An 18,647-nucleotide genomic window follows, 5' to 3' on the forward strand; every position below is an offset into this window, starting at 1 on the left:
AACGCCGGCCAGTTGGCCGGCGCGGCAGCAAGTTCAGGCTTTATCAGTAGTGGCGATATGGCTTGCGCGGGCCGAAGCCTTCGAAGCGCTTGGTGTTTGCCTTGACGCGGATGCGTTGTGCCTCCTGATGCAGCCCAAAGACGGTGGCGATCAGCATGGCGACGGTCATTGCGGTGGCGAGCATGTAGATCAGCATGTGCGTGTTCTCCTGCGCCTAACAACGGATAGATGGGATTTTGGTTTCATCTTATTAAGGTGCAACCTAGTGAACGCTGCGTGAAGGCTTTGTGATCAGCGTGTTCATCTGTCGTTCATGTGCCGGAAAAGGTTCATGGCCGGCGCGCCGATCGGATTTGCCTTTGCGAGAGAGGCTCGCTAGAGCCTGTTCCATCTTGATGGACGGAAGATGGAACAGGCTCTAGCTTTCATTTGAGCATGATCTCTAGGACAAACGAAAAACCGTTTGTCCGCAAAAACCGGTTTCCACTTTTTGGGATCATGCATTAGAAGCACCAGCCATGACTGAACGCATCGCCCTCTATGCCGGCTCCTTCGACCCGCTGACCAACGGCCATCTCGATGTGCTGAAGGCCTCGCTGGCCGTGGCCGATATCGTTTATGCGGCGATCGGCATCCATCCGGGCAAGCAGCCGCTGTTTTCCTTCGAGGAGCGGGTGAAGCTGATCGAGACGGCGACGAAGACGGAATTCGGCAGCGATGGTGCCCGCATCAAGGTCGTCGCCTTCGACGGGCTGGTCATCGACGCCGCCAGGAAGCACGGCGCCTCGATCATGATCCGCGGCCTGCGCGACGGCACCGACCTCGACTATGAGATGCAGATGGCCGGCATGAACGAGACCATGGCGCCTGAACTGCAGACGGTTTTTCTGCCCGCCAGTCCTTCGGTACGCACCATTACCGCCACACTTGTCCGCCAGATTGCCTCGATGGGCGGCGACATTCGCCCCTTCGTGCCGGCGGCGGTTGCCGGCGCGCTCACAGCCAAGTTCAAGAAGTAAGTTTTCGGAGAAAACCATGCAGCTGAAAAAGCTAGCCTCGTTCCTTGTCGTGCTCGCCGGTCTTGTGGCTGCGTCGGTCTCGGCTTTCGCCGCCGACCCGGAAAACACAATGATCATCACGCTGAAGGACGGCGACGTCACCATTGCGCTGAGGCCCGATCTGGCGCCAAAGCATGTCGAGCAGATCAAGAAGCTGGTGCGCCAAGGCGCCTATGACAACGTCGCCTTCCACCGCGTCATCGACGGCTTCATGGCGCAGACCGGCGACGTCAAGTTCGGCAATATGAAAAAGGGTTTCAGCGCCGAGGCCGTTGGCACCGGCGGTTCCGACCTGCCCGACCTGCCCGCCGAATTCTCACAGACCGAACATTATAAGCGCGGCGTGGTCGGCATGGCCCGCTCGCAGGACCCCAATTCGGCCAATTCGCAGTTCTTCATCATGTTCGCTCCGGCACCGCCCCTCGATGGCCAGTACACGATCGTCGGCAATGTCGTCAGCGGCATGGAACTGGTGGATCACATCAAGAAGGGCGACCAGGCGGACAACGGCACGGTCACCGATCCCGACCGGATGATCAAGGTGCGCATCGCCGCCGACAAGTAAATTGTCGAATAACTCTGTTTTTCTGAAAAAGGATATCTGACATGGCCGAAATCAAGGACCGCGAGAACGCGCTCATCATGGAAACGACCAAGGGCAATGTGGTCATCGAACTTTTCCCCGACCTGGCGCCGGGCCATGTCGCCCGCATCAAGGAACTGGCCAGGGAAGGCGCCTATGACGGCGTGGTCTTCCACCGCGTTATCGAGGGTTTCATGGCGCAGACCGGCGACGTCAAGTTCGGCAATTCCAGCAAGCCTTCCTTCGCGCCGTCCCGCGCGGGCATGGGCGGCTCTGAAAAGCCGGATTTGAAGGCTGAATTCTCCAACGCCAACCATGCTCGCGGCACCTGCTCGATGGCCCGTTCGCAGAACCCGAACTCGGCCAATTCGCAGTTCTTCATCTGCTTCGACGATGCCGCCTTCCTCAATCGTCAGTACACGGTCTGGGGCCAGGTCATCGAAGGCATGGACAATGTCGACAAGATCAAGCGCGGCGAGCCGGTGCAGGATCCCGACAAGATCGTCTCGCTGAAGGTCGCGGCCGACGTCAAGTAAGGGCAAACGACAATGATGGGCGTCGTCTGGTCGCTTCTCGGCATCCTGTCCGGCGCCTTCATTGCCATTCAGGCGCCGATCAATTCGCAACTGGCGCGCGGCCTGGGCCTCCCGGTCGCGGCGGCTGCGTTTTCGTTCCTGTCGGGCGCGATCGTGCTCGGCATTATTTCCGTCACGGTGGTGAAGCTGCAGGGCATCTCGCTCGACTGGAAGGCGCCGGCGCCCTGGCTGTTCGTGGCCGGCGGCATGCTGGGCGGTTTCTATGTCACGCTGTCGACGATTCTCACGCCACGCATCGGTGCGGCCGCGCTGATGGCGTTTCTGGTCGCCGGCCAGTTGCTGGCCGGCATGCTCATCGACCGCATCGGCTTCCTCGGCGTCGCGGTGCGTGAAATCTCGCTCGGTCGCATCGCCGGCGCGGTGCTGCTGCTGGTCGGAGCGCTGCTCGTCCGGCTCTACTGATGCGCGTCGATCTCTTTGACTTCGATTTGCCGGAGGAGCGCATCGCGCTTCGCCCGGCGGAGCCGCGCGACAGCGCCAAGATGCTGGTGGTCAAGCCGGGCGAGGCGCTCGACGACCGGACGGTTGGCAACCTGCCATCGTTGCTCAGGGCCGGCGACGTGCTGGTGTTCAACGACACCAAGGTCATTCCAGCGCAGCTCAAAGGCATCCGGCGGCGGGGTGAGGCGACGGCGCAGGTCGAAGCCACGCTGCATATGCGCATGGCGCCGGACCGCTGGCTGGCCTTCATGCGGCCGGGCAAGCGCATCGCAGCCGGCGACCGTATCCATTTCGGCCATGACGGCAATTCCTGTTTCCTCGGTCAGCTCGACGCCACGGTGATCGAGAAAGGCGAGGGCGGCGAAGCGCTGCTTGGCTTCGATCTGTCGGGGCCGTTCCTCGACGAGGCGCTGCACGCGGTCGGCCACATTCCGCTGCCGCCCTACATCGCCTCGAAACGCGACGACGACGAACGCGACCGGGCCGACTACCAGACCATCTATGCAAGCGAGGAAGGCGCCGTTGCGGCTCCGACAGCGGGCCTGCATTTCACGCCGGAGCTTTTTGCAGCGCTTGACAGCAAGGGCATCGAACGCCGCTTCGTCACCTTGCATGTCGGCGCAGGCACGTTCCTGCCGGTGAAGGCGGACGATACCGCCGACCACAAGATGCATGCCGAGACCGGTTCGGTCAGCGAAGCCACTGCGGACGCCCTGAATGCCGCAAGAGCAAGGGGCGGGCGCATCGTCGCTGTCGGCACGACCTCGCTGCGTCTGCTGGAGAGTGCGGCGCGTGAGGACGGTACTCTGGCTGCGTGGTCCGGTCCGACCGATATCTTCATCACGCCCGGCTACCGTTTTCGCACCGCCGACGTGCTGATGACCAATTTCCATCTGCCGCGCTCGACGCTGTTCATGCTGGTCTCGGCCTTCAGCGGCCTCGGCACGATGCGCGCGGCCTATGCGCATGCCATCGAGAGCCGCTACAGATTCTATTCCTATGGCGACGCAAGCCTGCTTTTCCGAGCGGAGACGAGCGATGGACGATGATCTGCAAGCCTTTGACCGTGATGCGCTGGTCGCGGAAGTGAAAAAACTGCGCGCGGGCATTCGCCAGCACCGCGATTCCACCATGCGCGGCATCCACTACCGCCAGTCGCTTGACAATCAGGCGCCGGACGCCCCGGTCCACGACAAGGAATTCAATGGCTAAGCCGTTCAGCTTCAAGGTTCTGGCAACCGACGGCAAGGCGCGACGCGGCGTGATCGACATGCCGCGCGGCGAAATCCGCACGCCGGCCTTCATGCCGGTCGGCACCGGCGGCACCGTCAAGGCGATGTATATGGACCAGGTGCGCGGTGTCGGCGCCGACATCATCCTGGGCAACACCTATCATCTGATGCTGCGGCCCGGCGCCGAGCGCGTCGCGCGGCTCGGTGGCCTGCACGAGTTCGCCCGCTGGCCGCATCCGATTCTGACCGACAGCGGTGGTTTCCAGGTGATGTCGCTGTCGAAGCTGAGAAAGCTGACCGAAAAGGGCGTCACCTTCCGTTCGCATATCGATGGCGCTGCCTACGAGATGTCGCCGGAGCGGTCGATCGAGATCCAGGGACTGCTTGATTCCGACATCCAGATGCAGCTCGACGAATGCACGGCGCTGCCGGCCGAGATGAAGGAGATCGAGCGCGCCATGGAGCTGTCGCTGCGTTGGGCCGAGCGCTGCAAGACGGCGTTCGGCGATCAGCCGGGCAAGGCGATGTTCGGCATCGTGCAAGGCGGCGACAACGCAGCGCTCAGGGTGCGTTCGGCGCAGGCGCTGAGCGCGATGGAGCTGAAGGGCTACGCGGTTGGCGGCCTGGCCGTCGGCGAGCCGCAAGCGGTGATGCTCGAAATGCTCGACATCACCTGTCCGGAATTGCCAGCGGACAAGCCGCGCTATCTGATGGGCGTCGGCACGCCTGATGATATCCTGAAATCGGTGGCGCGCGGCATCGACATGTTCGACTGCGTAATGCCGACGCGGGCCGGCCGCCACGGCCTTGCCTATACAAGGCGCGGCAAGGTCAATCTGCGCAACGCCCGCCATGCCGACGATCCGCGGCCGCTCGACGAGGAAAGCGACTGCCCTGCCGCCCGGGACTACTCACGCGCCTATCTGCATCATCTGGTGCGCTCACAGGAGGCACTTGGCGCCATGCTTTTGACCTGGAACAACCTTTCCTACTATCAAAAGCTGATGCAGGATATCCGCGCTGCGATCGAGGCCGGCGCCTTCGAGGCGCGCGGCGCGGAAATCACCGAGGGCTGGGCAAGGGGCGATATCCCGTTGCTGTGAGGCCTCAAGTGCTGAGCGAATTCGAGGCGCGCAGGCTGCAACCGGTGATCTGGAACGTGCCGTCGGGCTGTTGCTGCAACGTGTAGACAGCCTCGTAGTCCTTGCCGTTGGGGCCGACGATCAGCACCTGCTGGACGATCGAACCCGGAGCCGTCTCCTCGACCTTGCCGAAGGAATAGGTCCGCGGCTTGCGCACCGGCGGATAGCCGTTGGTCACCATGTTCATGAAGGCGTCGACGGTCGGGAAGATCCGCTTCACATTCGGGGCGGCGAAGCTGTAGGCAGTGGCGCCGTCATCGGCAATGAGGGCCTCTAGCTGACTGTCGATGACGGACTGGCCCGCCTTGATCTCGGCATCGCCGGCCAATGCCGACGATACAAAGAGGAATGGAACGACTGCGATTGCGAAAAAGGCGTGGCGCATGGCCTGTCTCCGTTATCCCGCGAAATATCTTCCCTCAAAAATGGTGCTGTCCGAAGACGCATCATAACATACGCTTGGCAGCGCATCGCGGTTTCAGCGATTGCGAATAATCGCTGGCGATCGGCGGCAGATTGCATGCTGGTGTAGGGGCTGCGGGAGGTTGCAGCCCAGGCCTGGGCCGGCTGAGTACGGATTCCAGCGCTTGAAAGCCCGCCTCCAGTCTGCCAGAAGGGCCGCTGGACTTGGACGTTTAGCGGGACGAAGCCATGAAGGCGTTTTTCGTGCAGATCAAATGCGAGCTCGGCAAATCCTATGAGGTTGCCAGCGCGCTTGCCGATGCCGAGATCGCCTCGGAAATCTACTCCACCGCCGGCAATTACGATCTGCTCGCCAAATTCTACGTCGACGACGAGGAAGACGTCGGCCATTTCGTCAACGAAAAGGTGCAGATTCTCCCCGGCATCAAGGACACGTTCACCGTCGTCACGTTCCGCGCTTTCTAGCTGGCAAACGCATTTGCCCGGGCACGAGGCAAAGGCTGACCAAGGTCATATTTCACCTGCCTCAATTTTAGGCAGGCGCAACATACTGATCGCCCGTATCTCCCAAATCACCGATTGCGCTTGATTTTCTCCGGCGACGCCAGTGAAATGGCGTCACAGGGGAGTATGCGATTGGCAGCGTTCGATGAAATGCTTCCGGAAGTCTCCGGATTGAGAAGACCGTATTCGGCTTATGATCGCTGGCTGAAGGAGCAGGACCCAGCCAGGTTGACCGAGAAGATGCAGGACGCCGAACGCGTCTTCCGCAAGACCGGTATCACCTTCGCCGTTTATGGCGAGCAGGAAGCCTCCGAGCGGCTGATCCCGTTCGACATCGTTCCCCGCATCATTTCAGGCAATGAATGGCGGCGCCTCACGCAGGGCATAGAGCAGCGCGTGCAGGCGCTGAACGCCTTCCTCGACGACATCTATCATCGCCAGGAAATCCTGCGCGCAGGGCGCGTCCCCAGGGAATTGATCGCCAGGAACGAGGCCTTCCTGCCGGAGATGATCGGGGTCAGGCCGCCGGCCGGCGTCTACACCCATATCATCGGCGTCGACATCGTCCGCATCTCGGAGGACGAATTCTACGTGCTGGAGGACAATGCGCGCACACCGTCGGGCGTCTCCTATATGCTGGAGAACCGCGAGACGATGATGCAGCTGTTCCCCGAGCTGTTCCAGAAGATCAAGGTGCGGCCGGTGGAAAACTACCCTCAGCTTCTGCGCCAGTCGCTGGCGGCGGTGCGGCCGCAAAGCACAAAGGGTCCGCCGACCATTGCGGTGCTGACGCCCGGCAGTTTCAACTCCGCCTATTTCGAACACGCCTTCCTCGCCGACCAGATGGGCGTGCAACTGGTCGAAGGCCAGGATCTGCGGGTCGTCGACGGGCATGTCGCGATGCGCACGACCGAAGGCTACAAGCAGATCGATGTGCTTTACCGCCGCGTCGATGATTCCTTCCTCGACCCGCTGACCTTCCGGCCGGACTCCGCACTTGGCATACCCGGCATCATGGATGTCTATCGGGCCGGCAACATCACCATCGCCAACGCGCCGGGCACCGGCATTGCCGACGACAAGGCGATCTATTCCTACATGCCCGAGATCATCGAATTCTACACCGGCCGCAAGGCGATCCTGGGCAACATCCCAACCTGGCGCTGCTCGGAGCCGGACAGCCTGAAATACGTGCTCGAACACATCGACGAACTGGTGATCAAGGAAGTGCACGGTTCCGGCGGCTACGGCATGCTGGTTGGGCCGGCAGCAACCAAGAAGGAATGCGAGACGTTTGCCAAGAAACTCCAGGCAAAACCTTCGAATTACATCGCCCAGCCGACGCTCGCGCTGTCGACATGCCCGATCCTGACGGAAAAGGGGTTGGCGCCGCGCCATGTCGATCTCAGGCCTTATGTGCTGGTCTCCGACCGCATCCAGATCGTGCCCGGCGGGCTGACCCGCGTCGCGCTGAAGGAAGGCTCGCTGGTGGTCAATTCCTCGCAGGGCGGCGGGACGAAGGATACGTGGGTGCTGGATGATTGAAGTGAGTGAGTAAGGAATTAGGCAGTAGGCAGCAGGCAGTAGTGGAAGCAGAGGACAGGAAATGCCATATTCCATTGAGATTCAAACTCTTACTATTCCCTACTGCCTATTCCCTACTCACTAGCCCGAGGGGCCAATTCAATGCTTTTAGGCCGCACCGCCAACGGGCTCTATTGGATGAACCGCTATATCGAGCGGGCGGAAAACATGGCGCGCTTGGTCGATGCCGGCCTGCGCATGGCGCTGACCCGCACGCAGAGCGCCTCGGAAGAGTGGAGTTCGGTGCTGCTCAGCGCCGGTTCCGACGTCACCTTCAGCCAGAAATATTCTGACTATACCGCCGCCAATGTCGCCGACTTCCTGTTGCGCGACACGTCGAACCCGTCGAGCACGATGGCGTCGATCGAGACGGCCCGCAACAATGCCCGCATGGTGCGTACCGCGCTGACGCGCGAAACCTGGGAAAGCATCAACGAAGCCTGGATGTCGCTGAAGCGGATGCTGGCCAGGCCGATCGACGAGCGCGACCTACCCAGCGTGCTCGACGCCATCAAGCGCGAGACGGCGCTGATCCGCGGCTCATTCTACGGCACCATGCTGCGCAACGAGATCTTCGACTTCTCGCAGCTCGGCACTTATGTCGAGCGCGCGGACAACACGGCGCGCATCCTCGACGTGAAATATTATGTGCTGCTGCCGTCGATCTCCTGGGTCGGCTCGACGCTCGACAATTATCAGTGGGAATCGATCCTGCGTTCGGTCTCGGCGCATCGCTCCTATCGCTGGGTCTACGACGCCGATTACAAGCCGACCAACATTGCCGATTATCTGATCCTCAATGTCCGGATGCCGCGCTCGCTGATGTTCTGCTATCGCTTCCTGTCGGAGCATCTGAAATTCCTCGGTGACGATTACGGCGAGCGCCATGCCTGCCACGCAACGGCCGAGAAGACGCAGACAATGCTGAGAGCCGGGTCGATCAAGGGCATATTCGACGCCGGCCTGCATGAGTTCCTGGCCAATTTCATTCGCGACAACACCAAGCTGGGCGAAGAGATCGCACAAGATTATCGGTTCAATTGAGCATGGTACCGAAAGGTGGAGCCGGTTTTCTCAGACAAATGGAAACCGTTTGTCCGGAGATCGTGCTCACAAACGGAATAGAAGCATGCGGCTGAAGATCACCCACCGGACCGAGTACCGTTACGATACGCCGGTGCACTATCTGTTGCAGCGGCTGCGGCTGCTTCCGGTCAGCGGATCGACGCAGACCATTCTGTCCTGGGCTCTGGCGATCGAAGGCGCGCGCGAAGAGGTCCGCTTCGTCGACCATTTCGGCAACGACACAAGGCTGTTGAGCGTCGAGGGCGAGCGCGACTTCATCACTGTGGAAGCATCAGGCGAAGTGGTGACGCGCGACACCGCGGGTGTCTCGGGACCACACCAGGGCTTTACGCCGCTCTGGCTGTACAGCCATGAGACACCATTGACGACGATCGGCAGCGGTGTTCGCGATCTCGCCGCGTCGGTCGGCAAGGGCAGCGACATTGAAAGGCTGCACCGGCTGATGGCCATCATCGGCGAACGCGTCGCCTACACGCCCGGCACCACCAACGCGACGACGCCGGCGGAGGAAGCCTTGGCGCTCAAGACCGGGGTCTGCCAGGATCATACCCATATCTTTGCCGCCGCCGCCCGCGCCATGGGCTTTCCAGCTCGCTATGTCAGCGGCTATCTGATGCTGGATGCCACGGTCGAGCAGGCGGCCAGCCATGCCTGGGCCGAAGCGCATGTCTCGGGTCTCGGCTGGGTTGCCTTTGATGCCGCCAATGGCATTTCACCCGACGAGCGTTATGTAAAGGTGGCAACGGGCCGCGATTACCGCGACGCCACGCCGGTGTCGGGAATTCGGCTGGGACAGGCGGAAGAACGGCTTGCGGTCACCGTCACGGTGGAGCAGTAATCCTCCGCACGATTGCTGCCGAGCGATTCATCGTTTCAAGGAACGCCGAACCGCTCTATCCCCTTGTTTTAACGCAATTCCGCACGGAAAACCGCTTCACACTTTTCCTGGAATTGCTCTAGAAGAGATTCCATGACCTATTGCGTTGGCCTGAAGATCGACCGCGGGCTCGTGTTCATGTCGGACACGCGCACCAATGCAGGCATGGATTCCATCTCCACCTTTCGCAAGATGCATGTCTGGGAAGAGCCGGGCGAGCGTGTCATCGTTTTGATGTCGGCGGGCAATCTGGCGACGACGCAGGCCGTGGTCAGCCTGCTCGACGAGCGCACCAAGGCGATCTCCGAAAGGCATTCTACGGTGCTCGAAACGCCGTCGATGTACCAAACGGTCCGCATTGTTGGCGACACGGTCAAGGAGGTCATCGCCAATTCGTCACCCGCTGGCGAAAAGGCGGATTCCTATTTCAATGCGTCCTTCATCCTCGGCGGTCAGATCAAGGGCAGCGAGCCGCGCCTGTTCATGATCTATCCCGAAGGCAATTTCATCGAATCGACCGATGACACGCCGTTTTTCCAGATCGGCGAGACCAAATACGGCAAGCCGATCATCATCCGCGCCTACGAAAGGACGATGAGCCTGGCCGAGACGGTGAAGCTGCTTTTGGTGTCGTTCGATTCGACGTTGAAGTCGAACCTGTCCGTCGGCTTGCCGCTCGACCTGCTCTTCCTGGAGAAGGACGCCTTCAAGGTCGGATTGAAGAAGCGGATCGGCCAGGATGACCAGTACTACCGCACGATCTCCGACGGCTGGTCGAATGCGCTGAAGACGGCCTTTGCCAGCCTGCCGGATTTCCCCGGCTGAGGCGTGCGGCATCCGTTGCTGGTTGCATATATTTCACGCGTTAATTAATAAGGAGGCCAGCCGCGATGGATGGTGGCGGTCGATCATGTCGGGAGGACAGGATGAACAGCGATGATTTCCGGCAATGGTCGCGGCGCGCCGCCGACTGGGGCGCTGACTATCGCAACAATCTGCGCGACCGCCCCGTGCGGCCACTGGTAGAACCCGGCGCCATTTCTGGAAGCATTGAGGTTTCGCCGCCCGAAGACGCCGAACCGATGGACCGGATCTTCGCCGACTTCGAAGAGAAGATCCTGCCGGGAATGACGCATTGGCAGCATCCGCGTTTCTTCGCCTATTTCCCGGCCAATGCGGCGCCGGTCTCGGTGGTGGCGGAATATCTGGTTTCGGCGATGGCCGCGCAATGCATGCTCTGGCAAACGTCGCCGGCGGCGACCGAACTCGAAACGCGCACCGTCGACTGGATGCGCCAGGCGCTCGGCCTGCCCGAAGGGTTTTCCGGGGTGATCCAGGATTCAGCCTCGTCGGCGACACTGGCCGCGGTGCTGACCATGCGCGAGCGGGCACTCGAGTGGCAAGGCAACAAACAAGGCCTGGCAGGGCAGGCGCGGCTGCGCATCTATTCCTCCGATCAGGTGCACACATCGATCGACCGGGCGATCTGGGTGTCAGGCATCGGCGAGGACAATCTCGTGCGCATTCCGGTCGGCGGCCGCTTTCGCGCCATGGACACCGCAGCGCTCGAGGCGGCAATCATCGCCGACCGGGAAGCGGGCATGCTGCCGGCCGGCATCATCGCTTGCCTCGGTGGCACCAGCACCGGCGGCACCGACGACATCGCCGCGGTGGCAGAGGTGGCGCGGCGGCATGGGCTCTATCTCCACGTCGATGCCGCATGGGCGGGGTCGGCGATGATCTGTCCGGAGTATCGGCATTTCTGGACAGGCGTCGAAGGCGCCGATTCGATCGTCTTCAATCCGCACAAATGGCTGGGCGCGCAGTTCGACTGCTCGATCCAGTTCCTGCGCGATCCCGAGAGCCATGTCAGGACGCTGGCCATCAAGCCGGATTATCTGAAGACGCACGGTCATGACGGCATCATCAACTATTCCGAATGGTCGGTGCCGCTTGGCCGGCGCTTCCGCGCGCTGAAATTGTGGTTCCTGCTGCGCGCCCATGGCCTGGAAAATCTGCGCACGATGATCCGCAATCATGTCGGGTGGAGCGAAGGGTTGGCGGCGCGGCTGGCAAGGGAGCCGGATTTCGAAATCGTCAGCGAACCGATGCTGTCGTTGTTCTCGTTCCGACACAAGACCGCAACCGATGCGGACGAGCACAATCTGCGCCTGGTCAATGCGATCAATGACGATGGCCGTATTTACCTGACGCAGACGAGGGTCGACGACAGGATGGCAATCCGGTTCCAGGTCGGACAGTTCGAGGCGACCGCCGCCGATGTCGATGCGGCTTTTGTCGTCATTACTGAAGTAGCACGTGGCCTGGATCGCTGATTTCGTTAGCCAGCTTATGCCTTTCCATCGATTTCGTTTTCGACTATAGACAAGAAAAACGAAAACGGGAGGTTGCCCCATGTATCTGTCGCCACGCCATGCCGAGATTATCCAGATGGCCAAGGATCATGGCCGCGTGCTGGTAGATGATCTGGCCACCCACTTCAATGTGACGCCGCAGACCATACGCAAGGATCTCAACGATTTGTGCGACCAGCGGCTGCTCTCGCGCATCCATGGCGGCGCGCTGTATCCCTCCGGCATCGAGAACATGGAGTATGAGGCGAGACGCAAGATCGCCGCCGACGAAAAGGAGGCGATCGGCCGTGCGGCCGCCAGGTTGATTCCCGACAATGCCTCGCTGTTCATCAACATCGGCACCACGACAGAGTCGGTCAGCAAGGCGTTGCTCGATCACAACGGTCTCATGGTCATCACCAATAACATCAATGTTGCCAATAGGATGCGTATATATCCCTCGATCGAGGTGGTGATCGCCGGCGGGGTTGTGCGCGGTTCCGATGGCGGTGTGGTCGGCGAGGCGGCGGTCGACTTCATCAGGCAGTTCAAGGTCGACTACGCGGTGATCGGTGCATCCGCCATCGACCATGACGGCGCCTTGCTCGATTTCGATTTTCGCGAGGTCAAGGTGGCGCAGGCGATCATCGCCAATGCAAGGCATGTCATCCTGGTTTCCGACCAGACCAAATTCGAGCGAACCGCACCGGTGCGCATCGGCCATCTGTCGCAGGTCAACACCTTCATTACCGATCGTTGCGACATCCCGTCGGTGCGCAAGATCTGCCAGGAGGCCGAGGTTCAGCTGATCGAGACGTCGCTCGCCTAGGCGGTTTTCACCCGATATCACGCGCTCGTGATATTTCGTTTGACATTCGTTATCATTTCGAAATAATTCCGACACGGTTTCGTAAAAGCCCAAAAATGGTGCAATGCGAAATCGTTGGAGGAATTGTGGACGCATCTCCAATCCGTGACATTTTCGTCATAGGTGGCGGCATCAATGGCTGCGGCATTGCCCGTGATGCCGTCGGTCGTGGCTTTTCCGTGTTTCTCGCCGAGATGAACGACCTCGCCAGCGGAACCTCCTCGGGTTCGACCAAATTGATCCATGGCGGCCTGCGCTACCTCGAATTCTACGAATTCCGCCTGGTGCGCGAGGCGCTGATGGAGCGCGAGGTTTTGTGGAAGAACGCGCCGCACATCATCTGGCCAATGCGCTTCGTGCTGCCCTATGCCAAGGGCCTGCGCCCGGCCTGGCTGATCAGGCTCGGTCTCTTCCTCTACGACCACATTGGCGGGCGCAAATTGCTGCCCGCGACCCGGACGCTGGACATGGCCAGGGATCCGGCCGGTAAGCCTTTGAAGCCGCTGTTCAAGAAGGCCTTCGAATATTCTGATGGCTGGGTCAATGACGCGCGGCTGGTGGCGCTGAACGCACGTGATGCCGCCGACCGCGGCGCCACGGTTCGCACCCGCACGAAAGTGACCGGCGCGCGCCGCGAAAACGGCCTGTGGGCAATCCAGATCGAGGATCTGCAGACCGGCGAGACCGAGGAGATCAAGGCGCGACTGCTGGTCAATGCCGCCGGCCCCTGGGTCGATCATGTGCTGTCCGGCGTCGTCGGGCTCAACGATGTGCACAATGTTCGTCTCGTGCAGGGCAGCCACATTGTCATCGCCAGGAAGTTCGACGATCCACGCGCGTATTTCTTCCAGAACAAGGATGGCCGCATCATCTTCGCCATTCCCTATGAGGAAGAGTTCACCCTGATCGGCACCACCGACCAGGATTATCCCGGCGATCCGCATGACGTGAAGATCAGCGACACCGAGATCGATTATCTCTGCGCCGCGGCAAGCGAATATTTCGCCCAACCCGTCAAGCGCTCGGACATCGTTTGGACCTATTCGGCCGTCCGTCCGCTCTATGATGACGGCGCCTCCAAGGCGCAGGAAGCGACGCGCGACTATGTGCTCAAGGCCGATGGCGGCGAGGGCGCCGCCCCGATCGTCAACGCCTTCGGCGGCAAGATCACCACCTATCGCCGGCTGTCGGAATCGATGCTGGAAAAGATCGAGGGTTTTCTCGGCAAGCGCGGCAAGCCGTGGACGGCAAACGCGCCACTGCCGGGCGGCGATTTCCCGGCCACCGGTTTCGATGCCGAAGTGACGAAATTGAAAACCGCTTATCCATTCCTCGACGCGCGCCTGGCTCGCCGGTTGACCCGGCTCTATGGAACCCGCGCGAGGATGCTGTTGGGGCTGGCCAAATCGAACGTCGATCTCGGCCGCAACTTCGGCGCCGATCTCTATGAGGCCGAGGTGCGCTATCTCGTTCAAAACGAATGGGCCGTGACATCAGAAGATGTATTGTGGCGCCGGACCAAGCGCGGTCTGCATCTCAGCCGCGAGCAGGTGGCGGCGCTCGATGAATTCATGCGCGGCATAAGCCGGCGCCATGTCGCGGCTGCCGAATGAAGAGGGGTTTGAGCTGATGCGGAAGGCCTGGGAGGAGGCGTCATGCTGGAACTGAGAAACGTCACCAAGACGGTCGGTGCGGTCGAGCATATAAGCGACGTGTCGCTGACGCTCCAGCACGGCTCGCTCAACGTCCTGCTCGGACCGACGCTTTCGGGCAAGACCAGCTTGATGCGGCTGATGGCCGGCCTCGATGTGCCAACCTCCGGTTCGATCTGGTTCGACGGTCAGAATGTCACCGGCGTGCCGGTGCAGAAGCGCAAGATCGCCATGGTCTACCAGCAGTTCATCAACTATCCGGCGATGACCGTCTATGAGAACATCGCTTCGCCGCTGCGGGTAGCTGGCATCGAGCAGGCCAGGATCGACAGCCAGGTACGTGAAGCCGCCGCACTTCTCAAGCTGACACCCTATCTCGACCGCACGCCGCTCAGCCTGTCCGGCGGCCAGCAGCAGCGCACCGCACTGGCGCGCGCCATCGTCAAGAACGCCAGCCTGGTCCTGCTCGATGAACCGCTCGCCAATCTCGACTACAAATTGCGCGAGGAACTGCGCGCCGAATTGCCCAGGATATTCGCCGCCGCCGGCACCATCTTCGTCTACGCCACCACCGAGCCGCACGAGGCCCTGCTGCTTGGCGGCAACACGGCGACGCTTTCGCAAGGCAAGATCACCCAGTTCGGACCGACCATCGAGGTGTTCCGCAAGCCGGTAGATCTGGTGACAGCCAGGACGTTTTCCGATCCGCCGCTTAACACCATCGTGCTCGCCAAGAAGGGTCGGGATTTCCTGCTCGAGGGCGGCGTGAACCTACCGGTGCCGGCCGAACTCTCCGGCATTGCCGACGCCATCTATACGATCGGTTTTCAGCCGCACCACTTGTCGCTCGAGCGGCCCAATGCGGCGGCGGTGCCGGTGCGTGCCAAGGTGACGATCACCGAGATCACCGGATCGGAGAGCTTCATCCATCTCGATTTCGCCGATGCGCGCTGGGTCATGCTGACCCATGGTATCAGGCATTTCGAGCCAGACGAGGTGGTCGAGGTGTTCATCGATCCGCGCCACATCATGGTTTTCGACGAGCACGGCAGCGCCGTGACTGCGTCGAAGCTGGCGGCTTGAGGGCAAAGAGATGGCACGCATCGACGTCAACCATGTCCGACATTCCTACCTGCCGAACCCGCAGAAGGATGCCGATTTCGCGCTGCGGGAAGTGCATCATGTCTTCGAGGACGGCGGCGCCTATGCGCTGCTCGGGCCCTCCGGTTGCGGCAAGACCACGCTGCTCAACATCATTTCGGGATTGTTGCACCCCTCGCACGGCCAGTTGCTGTTCAACGGCAAGGACGTGACCAATTTATCGACGCAGGAGCGCAACATCGCGCAGGTGTTCCAGTTCCCGGTCATTTACGACACCATGACCGTCTACGATAATCTGGCCTTCCCGCTGCGCAACCGCGGCGTGCCGGAAGCCGATGTCGACCGCAAGGTTCGCGAGACGTTGGAGATGATCGATCTGGCGTCCTGGGCGAAGAAGAAGGCGAGGGGCCTGACCGCCGACCAGAAGCAGAAGATCTCGCTCGGCCGCGGGCTGGTGCGCTCCGACGTCAACGCCATCCTGTTCGACGAGCCGCTGACCGTCATCGATCCGCACATGAAGTGGGTGCTGCGCTCGCAGCTGAAGCAGTTGCACCGCCGCTTTGGCTACACCATGGTCTATGTGACCCACGACCAGACCGAGGCGCTGACCTTCGCCGAGCAGGTCGTGGTCATGTATGATGGCGGCATCGTGCAGATCGGCACACCGGCCGAATTGTTCGAACGGCCACGCCATACCTTTGTCGGTTATTTTATCGGCTCGCCGGGCATGAACGTCATGCCGGTGGCAATCGACGGCAAGACGGCGACACTCGGCTCGCAGCGCATCGAACTGCCGGGCGCGCCAAAGGCAGGCAGCGGCGCCGTCGAGCTCGGCATCCGTCCCGAATATGTCCGGCTCGGCCGCGAAGGCATGGCCGTGCAGGTCAGCAAGGTCGAGGATCTCGGCCGCCACAAGGTGGTGCGCGCCAAGCTCGAAGGCCGCGATATTTCTGCCGTGATCGGTGAGGACGAGACCCTGCCCGCCGATCCGAAGGTGCGGTTCGACCCGGCCGGCATCAACATCTATGCCGATTCCTGGCGTGTCGAGATGGAGGCCTAGATGGAGAAGACCTGGAACAACAAGGCCTGGTTCATGGTGCTGCCGGTCCTCCTGCTGGTGGCGTTCTCGGCGGTGATCCCGCTGATGACGGTGGTCAACTATTCGGTGCAGGACACGTTCGGAAACAACGTCTTCTTCTGGAACGGCTCGGACTGGTACACCGAAATTCTGGAGTCGGAACGCTTCTGGCTGTCGATGGTCCGCAACCTGATCTTTTCCGCAACCATCCTCGCCATCGAGATTCCGCTCGGCATCTTCATCGCTCTCAACATGCCAAAGAAAGGCTGGGGCGTGCCGGTCTGCCTGGTGCTGATGGCTCTGCCGCTGCTGATCCCGTGGAACGTCGTCGGCACGATTTGGCAGGTATTCGGCCGCATCGACATTGGCCTGCTCGGCTACACGCTGTCGGCGCTCGGCTTCGACTACAACTACGTCAACGATCCGACTGATGCCTGGGTGACGGTCATCCTGATGGACGTATGGCACTGGACAAGCCTCGTCGTTCTGCTCTGCTACGCCGGACTGGTCTCGATCCCCGATGCTTTCTACCAGGCGGCCAAGATCGACGGCGCCTCACGCTGGGCAGTGTTCCGCTACATCCAGCTGCCGAAGATGAACCGCGTGCTTCTGATTGCAGTGCTGCTGCGCTTCATGGACTCGTTCATGATCTACACCGAGCCGTTCGTGGTCACGGGCGGAGGCCCTGGCAATTCGACGACGTTCCTGTCGATAGACCTGGTCAAGATTGCGATCGGCCAGTTCGATCTCGGGCCGGCGGCCGCCATGTCGATCATCTACTTCCTGATCATCCTTTTGCTGTCTTGGGTGTTCTACACCGTCATGACCAATGTCGATGCGGAGCGCTGAGATGAGCGGCGCCAACGAAGGAACGACGAGGCAGGACCGAGTGCGTGAGACGGCGGTTTCGGACGGGCTCGCCAGCACATTGTCGCAGGACCAGCTTGCGCGGCTGATGCGCCGACGCGGCGAAGAATCCCGGTTCTGGTGGTTGGTGCCGACGATCTACATCATCTTTCTGATGCTGCCGATCTACTGGCTGGTCAATATGAGCTTCAAGACCAATCAGGAGATTCTGGGCGCGTTTTCGCTGTGGCCGAAGAGCCCGACCCTGGCCAACTACATCGTGATCTTCACCGACCCGTCCTGGTACAAGGGCTACATCAATTCGATCATCTATGTCGTCATGAACATGGTGATCTCGGTTTCGGTGGCGCTGCCGGCGGCCTACGCTTTCTCGCGCTACCGGTTCCTCGGCGACAAGCACCTCTTCTTCTGGCTGCTGACCAACCGCATGGCCCCGCCGGCAGTGTTCGCGCTGCCGTTCTTCCAGCTCTATTCGGCGTTCGGGCTGATCGACACGCATATCGCGGTGGCGCTGGCGCACTGCCTGTTCAACGTGCCGCTGGCGGTCTGGATCCTCGAGGGTTTCATGTCCGGCGTGCCGAAGGAGATCGACGAGACCGCCTATATCGATGGCTATTCCTTCCCGCGCTTCTTCCTGAAAATCTTCATGCCGCTGATCGCAAGCGGCGTCGGCGTGGCCTGCTTCTTCTGCTTCATGTTCTCATGGGTCGAACTGCTGATCGCGCGGACCTTGACCACGACGGCCGCCAAACCGATCGCGGCGATCATGACGCGTACGGTCTCGGCCTCCGGGCTCGACTGGGGCGTGCTGGCCGCCGCCGGCGTGCTCACCATCCTTCCAGGCGCGCTCGTGATCTGGTTCGTCCGCAACTACATCGCCAAGGGCTTTGCCCTGGGGAGGGTATGACCATGAACCTCACCTGGATGGCATGGACGCTGCCAACGGCGATCTTTTTCATCACGATCCTGGTACTGCTCTGTGGCATGGCGGTCTGGGAATACGCCTCGCCTGGCGGCAATCTCCGGGTCGGCCTCCTGCGCTTCGAGACGACGCGCGGCGACCGCCTCTTTGTTTCGCTGCTCGGCAGCGCCTTTATCCATCTCGCTTGGCTGGGTCTTGTCGGACCCAACCTGTGGTGGGCTCTCGCTCTCTCCGTAGTCTACGCCGTCGGCGTGTTCCGCTACGTATAGAGGGGGAAAC

22 protein-coding genes are annotated in these 18,647 nt (G+C 61.1%); 20 read left to right on the forward strand and 2 right to left on the reverse strand.

Features of this window, described 5'->3' with window-relative positions; all coding sequences use genetic code 11:
* Positions 1-43 precede the first annotated feature (43 nt).
* Positions 44-196 carry a hypothetical protein gene (locus NKH06_RS27415; RefSeq protein WP_081714296.1) on the reverse strand — a complete coding sequence of 51 codons (153 nt, stop codon included), beginning with the start codon at positions 194-196 and terminating at the stop codon, positions 44-46.
* A 322-nt stretch (positions 197-518) separates the two neighbouring features.
* Between NKH06_RS27415 and coaD the strand changes: the two genes are divergently transcribed.
* The 7 genes from coaD (at position 519) to tgt (ending at position 5,013) form a co-directional block, all read left to right on the forward strand.
* A complete protein-coding gene (gene coaD / locus NKH06_RS27420) occupies positions 519-1,019 on the forward strand; it encodes a pantetheine-phosphate adenylyltransferase (protein ID WP_023812993.1) in 501 nt (166 codons plus the stop codon).
* 109 nt (positions 1,020-1,128) lie between these two features.
* Complete coding sequence (locus tag NKH06_RS27425) at positions 1,129-1,623, forward strand: peptidylprolyl isomerase (protein ID WP_245273275.1); 495 nt, start codon at positions 1,129-1,131, stop codon at positions 1,621-1,623.
* Positions 1,624-1,664: 41 nt separating this feature from the next.
* Positions 1,665-2,177: a peptidylprolyl isomerase gene (locus NKH06_RS27430; protein ID WP_352442597.1), complete on the forward strand. Its 513-nt coding sequence runs from the start codon at positions 1,665-1,667 to the stop codon at positions 2,175-2,177.
* A gap of 12 nt (positions 2,178-2,189) precedes the next feature.
* Positions 2,190-2,639 (forward strand): DMT family transporter, encoded by a 450-nt coding sequence (locus NKH06_RS27435; protein WP_352442598.1) that lies wholly within the window; start codon positions 2,190-2,192, stop codon positions 2,637-2,639.
* Positions 2,639-3,727: a tRNA preQ1(34) S-adenosylmethionine ribosyltransferase-isomerase QueA gene (queA, locus tag NKH06_RS27440; RefSeq protein ID WP_352442599.1), complete on the forward strand. Its 1,089-nt coding sequence runs from the start codon at positions 2,639-2,641 to the stop codon at positions 3,725-3,727. The genes NKH06_RS27435 and queA overlap by 1 nt, the downstream gene beginning before the upstream one ends.
* Positions 3,717-3,890 (forward strand): hypothetical protein, encoded by a 174-nt coding sequence (locus NKH06_RS27445; protein ID WP_023812988.1) that lies wholly within the window; start codon positions 3,717-3,719, stop codon positions 3,888-3,890. The genes queA and NKH06_RS27445 overlap by 11 nt, the downstream gene beginning before the upstream one ends.
* Entirely contained in the window at positions 3,883-5,013 is a 1,131-nt protein-coding gene (gene tgt / locus NKH06_RS27450) for a tRNA guanosine(34) transglycosylase Tgt (protein ID WP_023812987.1), read from the forward strand. Before NKH06_RS27445 ends, tgt begins: the two co-directional genes overlap by 8 nt.
* Positions 5,014-5,017: 4 nt before the next feature.
* On the opposite strand, the gene NKH06_RS27455 is transcribed toward tgt, so the two are convergent.
* On the reverse strand, positions 5,018-5,437 hold the full coding sequence (locus NKH06_RS27455; RefSeq protein WP_023812986.1) for a DUF4864 domain-containing protein: 420 nt from the start codon (positions 5,435-5,437) through the stop codon (positions 5,018-5,020).
* A 266-nt stretch (positions 5,438-5,703) separates the two neighbouring features.
* On the opposite strand from NKH06_RS27455, the gene NKH06_RS27460 reads away from it, so the two are divergent.
* From NKH06_RS27460 to NKH06_RS27520, 13 genes are all read left to right on the forward strand, one after another.
* Entirely contained in the window at positions 5,704-5,940 is a 237-nt protein-coding gene (locus NKH06_RS27460) for an Lrp/AsnC family transcriptional regulator (protein ID WP_010909609.1), read from the forward strand.
* A 171-nt stretch (positions 5,941-6,111) separates the two neighbouring features.
* Positions 6,112-7,524 (forward strand): circularly permuted type 2 ATP-grasp protein, encoded by a 1,413-nt coding sequence (locus NKH06_RS27465; RefSeq protein WP_352442600.1) that lies wholly within the window; start codon positions 6,112-6,114, stop codon positions 7,522-7,524.
* Positions 7,525-7,665: 141 nt separating this feature from the next.
* Positions 7,666-8,607, forward strand: coding sequence for an alpha-E domain-containing protein (locus tag NKH06_RS27470; RefSeq protein ID WP_023812983.1), 942 nt, complete (start codon positions 7,666-7,668; stop codon positions 8,605-8,607).
* An 85-nt stretch (positions 8,608-8,692) separates the two neighbouring features.
* Positions 8,693-9,487, forward strand: coding sequence for a transglutaminase family protein (locus NKH06_RS27475; RefSeq protein WP_352442601.1), 795 nt, complete (start codon positions 8,693-8,695; stop codon positions 9,485-9,487).
* A 132-nt stretch (positions 9,488-9,619) separates the two neighbouring features.
* The gene (locus tag NKH06_RS27480; protein WP_023812981.1) at positions 9,620-10,351 is read left to right on the forward strand and encodes a proteasome-type protease; all 732 of its coding nucleotides are present in this window, start codon (positions 9,620-9,622) and stop codon (positions 10,349-10,351) included.
* Positions 10,352-10,452: 101 nt separating this feature from the next.
* The gene (locus NKH06_RS27485) at positions 10,453-11,862 is read left to right on the forward strand and encodes a pyridoxal phosphate-dependent decarboxylase family protein (RefSeq protein WP_352894696.1); all 1,410 of its coding nucleotides are present in this window, start codon (positions 10,453-10,455) and stop codon (positions 11,860-11,862) included.
* Positions 11,863-11,941: 79 nt separating this feature from the next.
* Positions 11,942-12,709: a DeoR/GlpR family DNA-binding transcription regulator gene (locus tag NKH06_RS27490; RefSeq protein ID WP_127258922.1), complete on the forward strand. Its 768-nt coding sequence runs from the start codon at positions 11,942-11,944 to the stop codon at positions 12,707-12,709.
* 125 nt (positions 12,710-12,834) lie between these two features.
* Complete coding sequence (gene glpD, locus NKH06_RS27495; protein ID WP_352442603.1) at positions 12,835-14,361, forward strand: glycerol-3-phosphate dehydrogenase; 1,527 nt, start codon at positions 12,835-12,837, stop codon at positions 14,359-14,361.
* Positions 14,362-14,403: 42 nt separating this feature from the next.
* Positions 14,404-15,483 (forward strand): ABC transporter ATP-binding protein, encoded by a 1,080-nt coding sequence (locus NKH06_RS27500; protein ID WP_352442604.1) that lies wholly within the window; start codon positions 14,404-14,406, stop codon positions 15,481-15,483.
* A 10-nt stretch (positions 15,484-15,493) separates the two neighbouring features.
* Complete coding sequence (locus tag NKH06_RS27505; RefSeq protein ID WP_023812976.1) at positions 15,494-16,561, forward strand: ABC transporter ATP-binding protein; 1,068 nt, start codon at positions 15,494-15,496, stop codon at positions 16,559-16,561.
* Positions 16,562-17,428 (forward strand): carbohydrate ABC transporter permease, encoded by an 867-nt coding sequence (locus NKH06_RS27510; protein WP_023812975.1) that lies wholly within the window; start codon positions 16,562-16,564, stop codon positions 17,426-17,428. It begins immediately after the preceding gene.
* Position 17,429: 1 nt separating this feature from the next.
* Positions 17,430-18,353, forward strand: coding sequence for a carbohydrate ABC transporter permease (locus NKH06_RS27515; RefSeq protein ID WP_027036701.1), 924 nt, complete (start codon positions 17,430-17,432; stop codon positions 18,351-18,353).
* Positions 18,354-18,355: 2 nt separating this feature from the next.
* Entirely contained in the window at positions 18,356-18,637 is a 282-nt protein-coding gene (locus NKH06_RS27520; RefSeq protein WP_352442605.1) for a DUF2160 domain-containing protein, read from the forward strand.
* The last annotated feature ends 10 nt before the right edge of the window (positions 18,638-18,647 follow it).

Source organism: Mesorhizobium sp. M1342, assembly GCF_040317955.1.
Classification (GTDB): domain Bacteria; phylum Pseudomonadota; class Alphaproteobacteria; order Rhizobiales; family Rhizobiaceae; genus Mesorhizobium.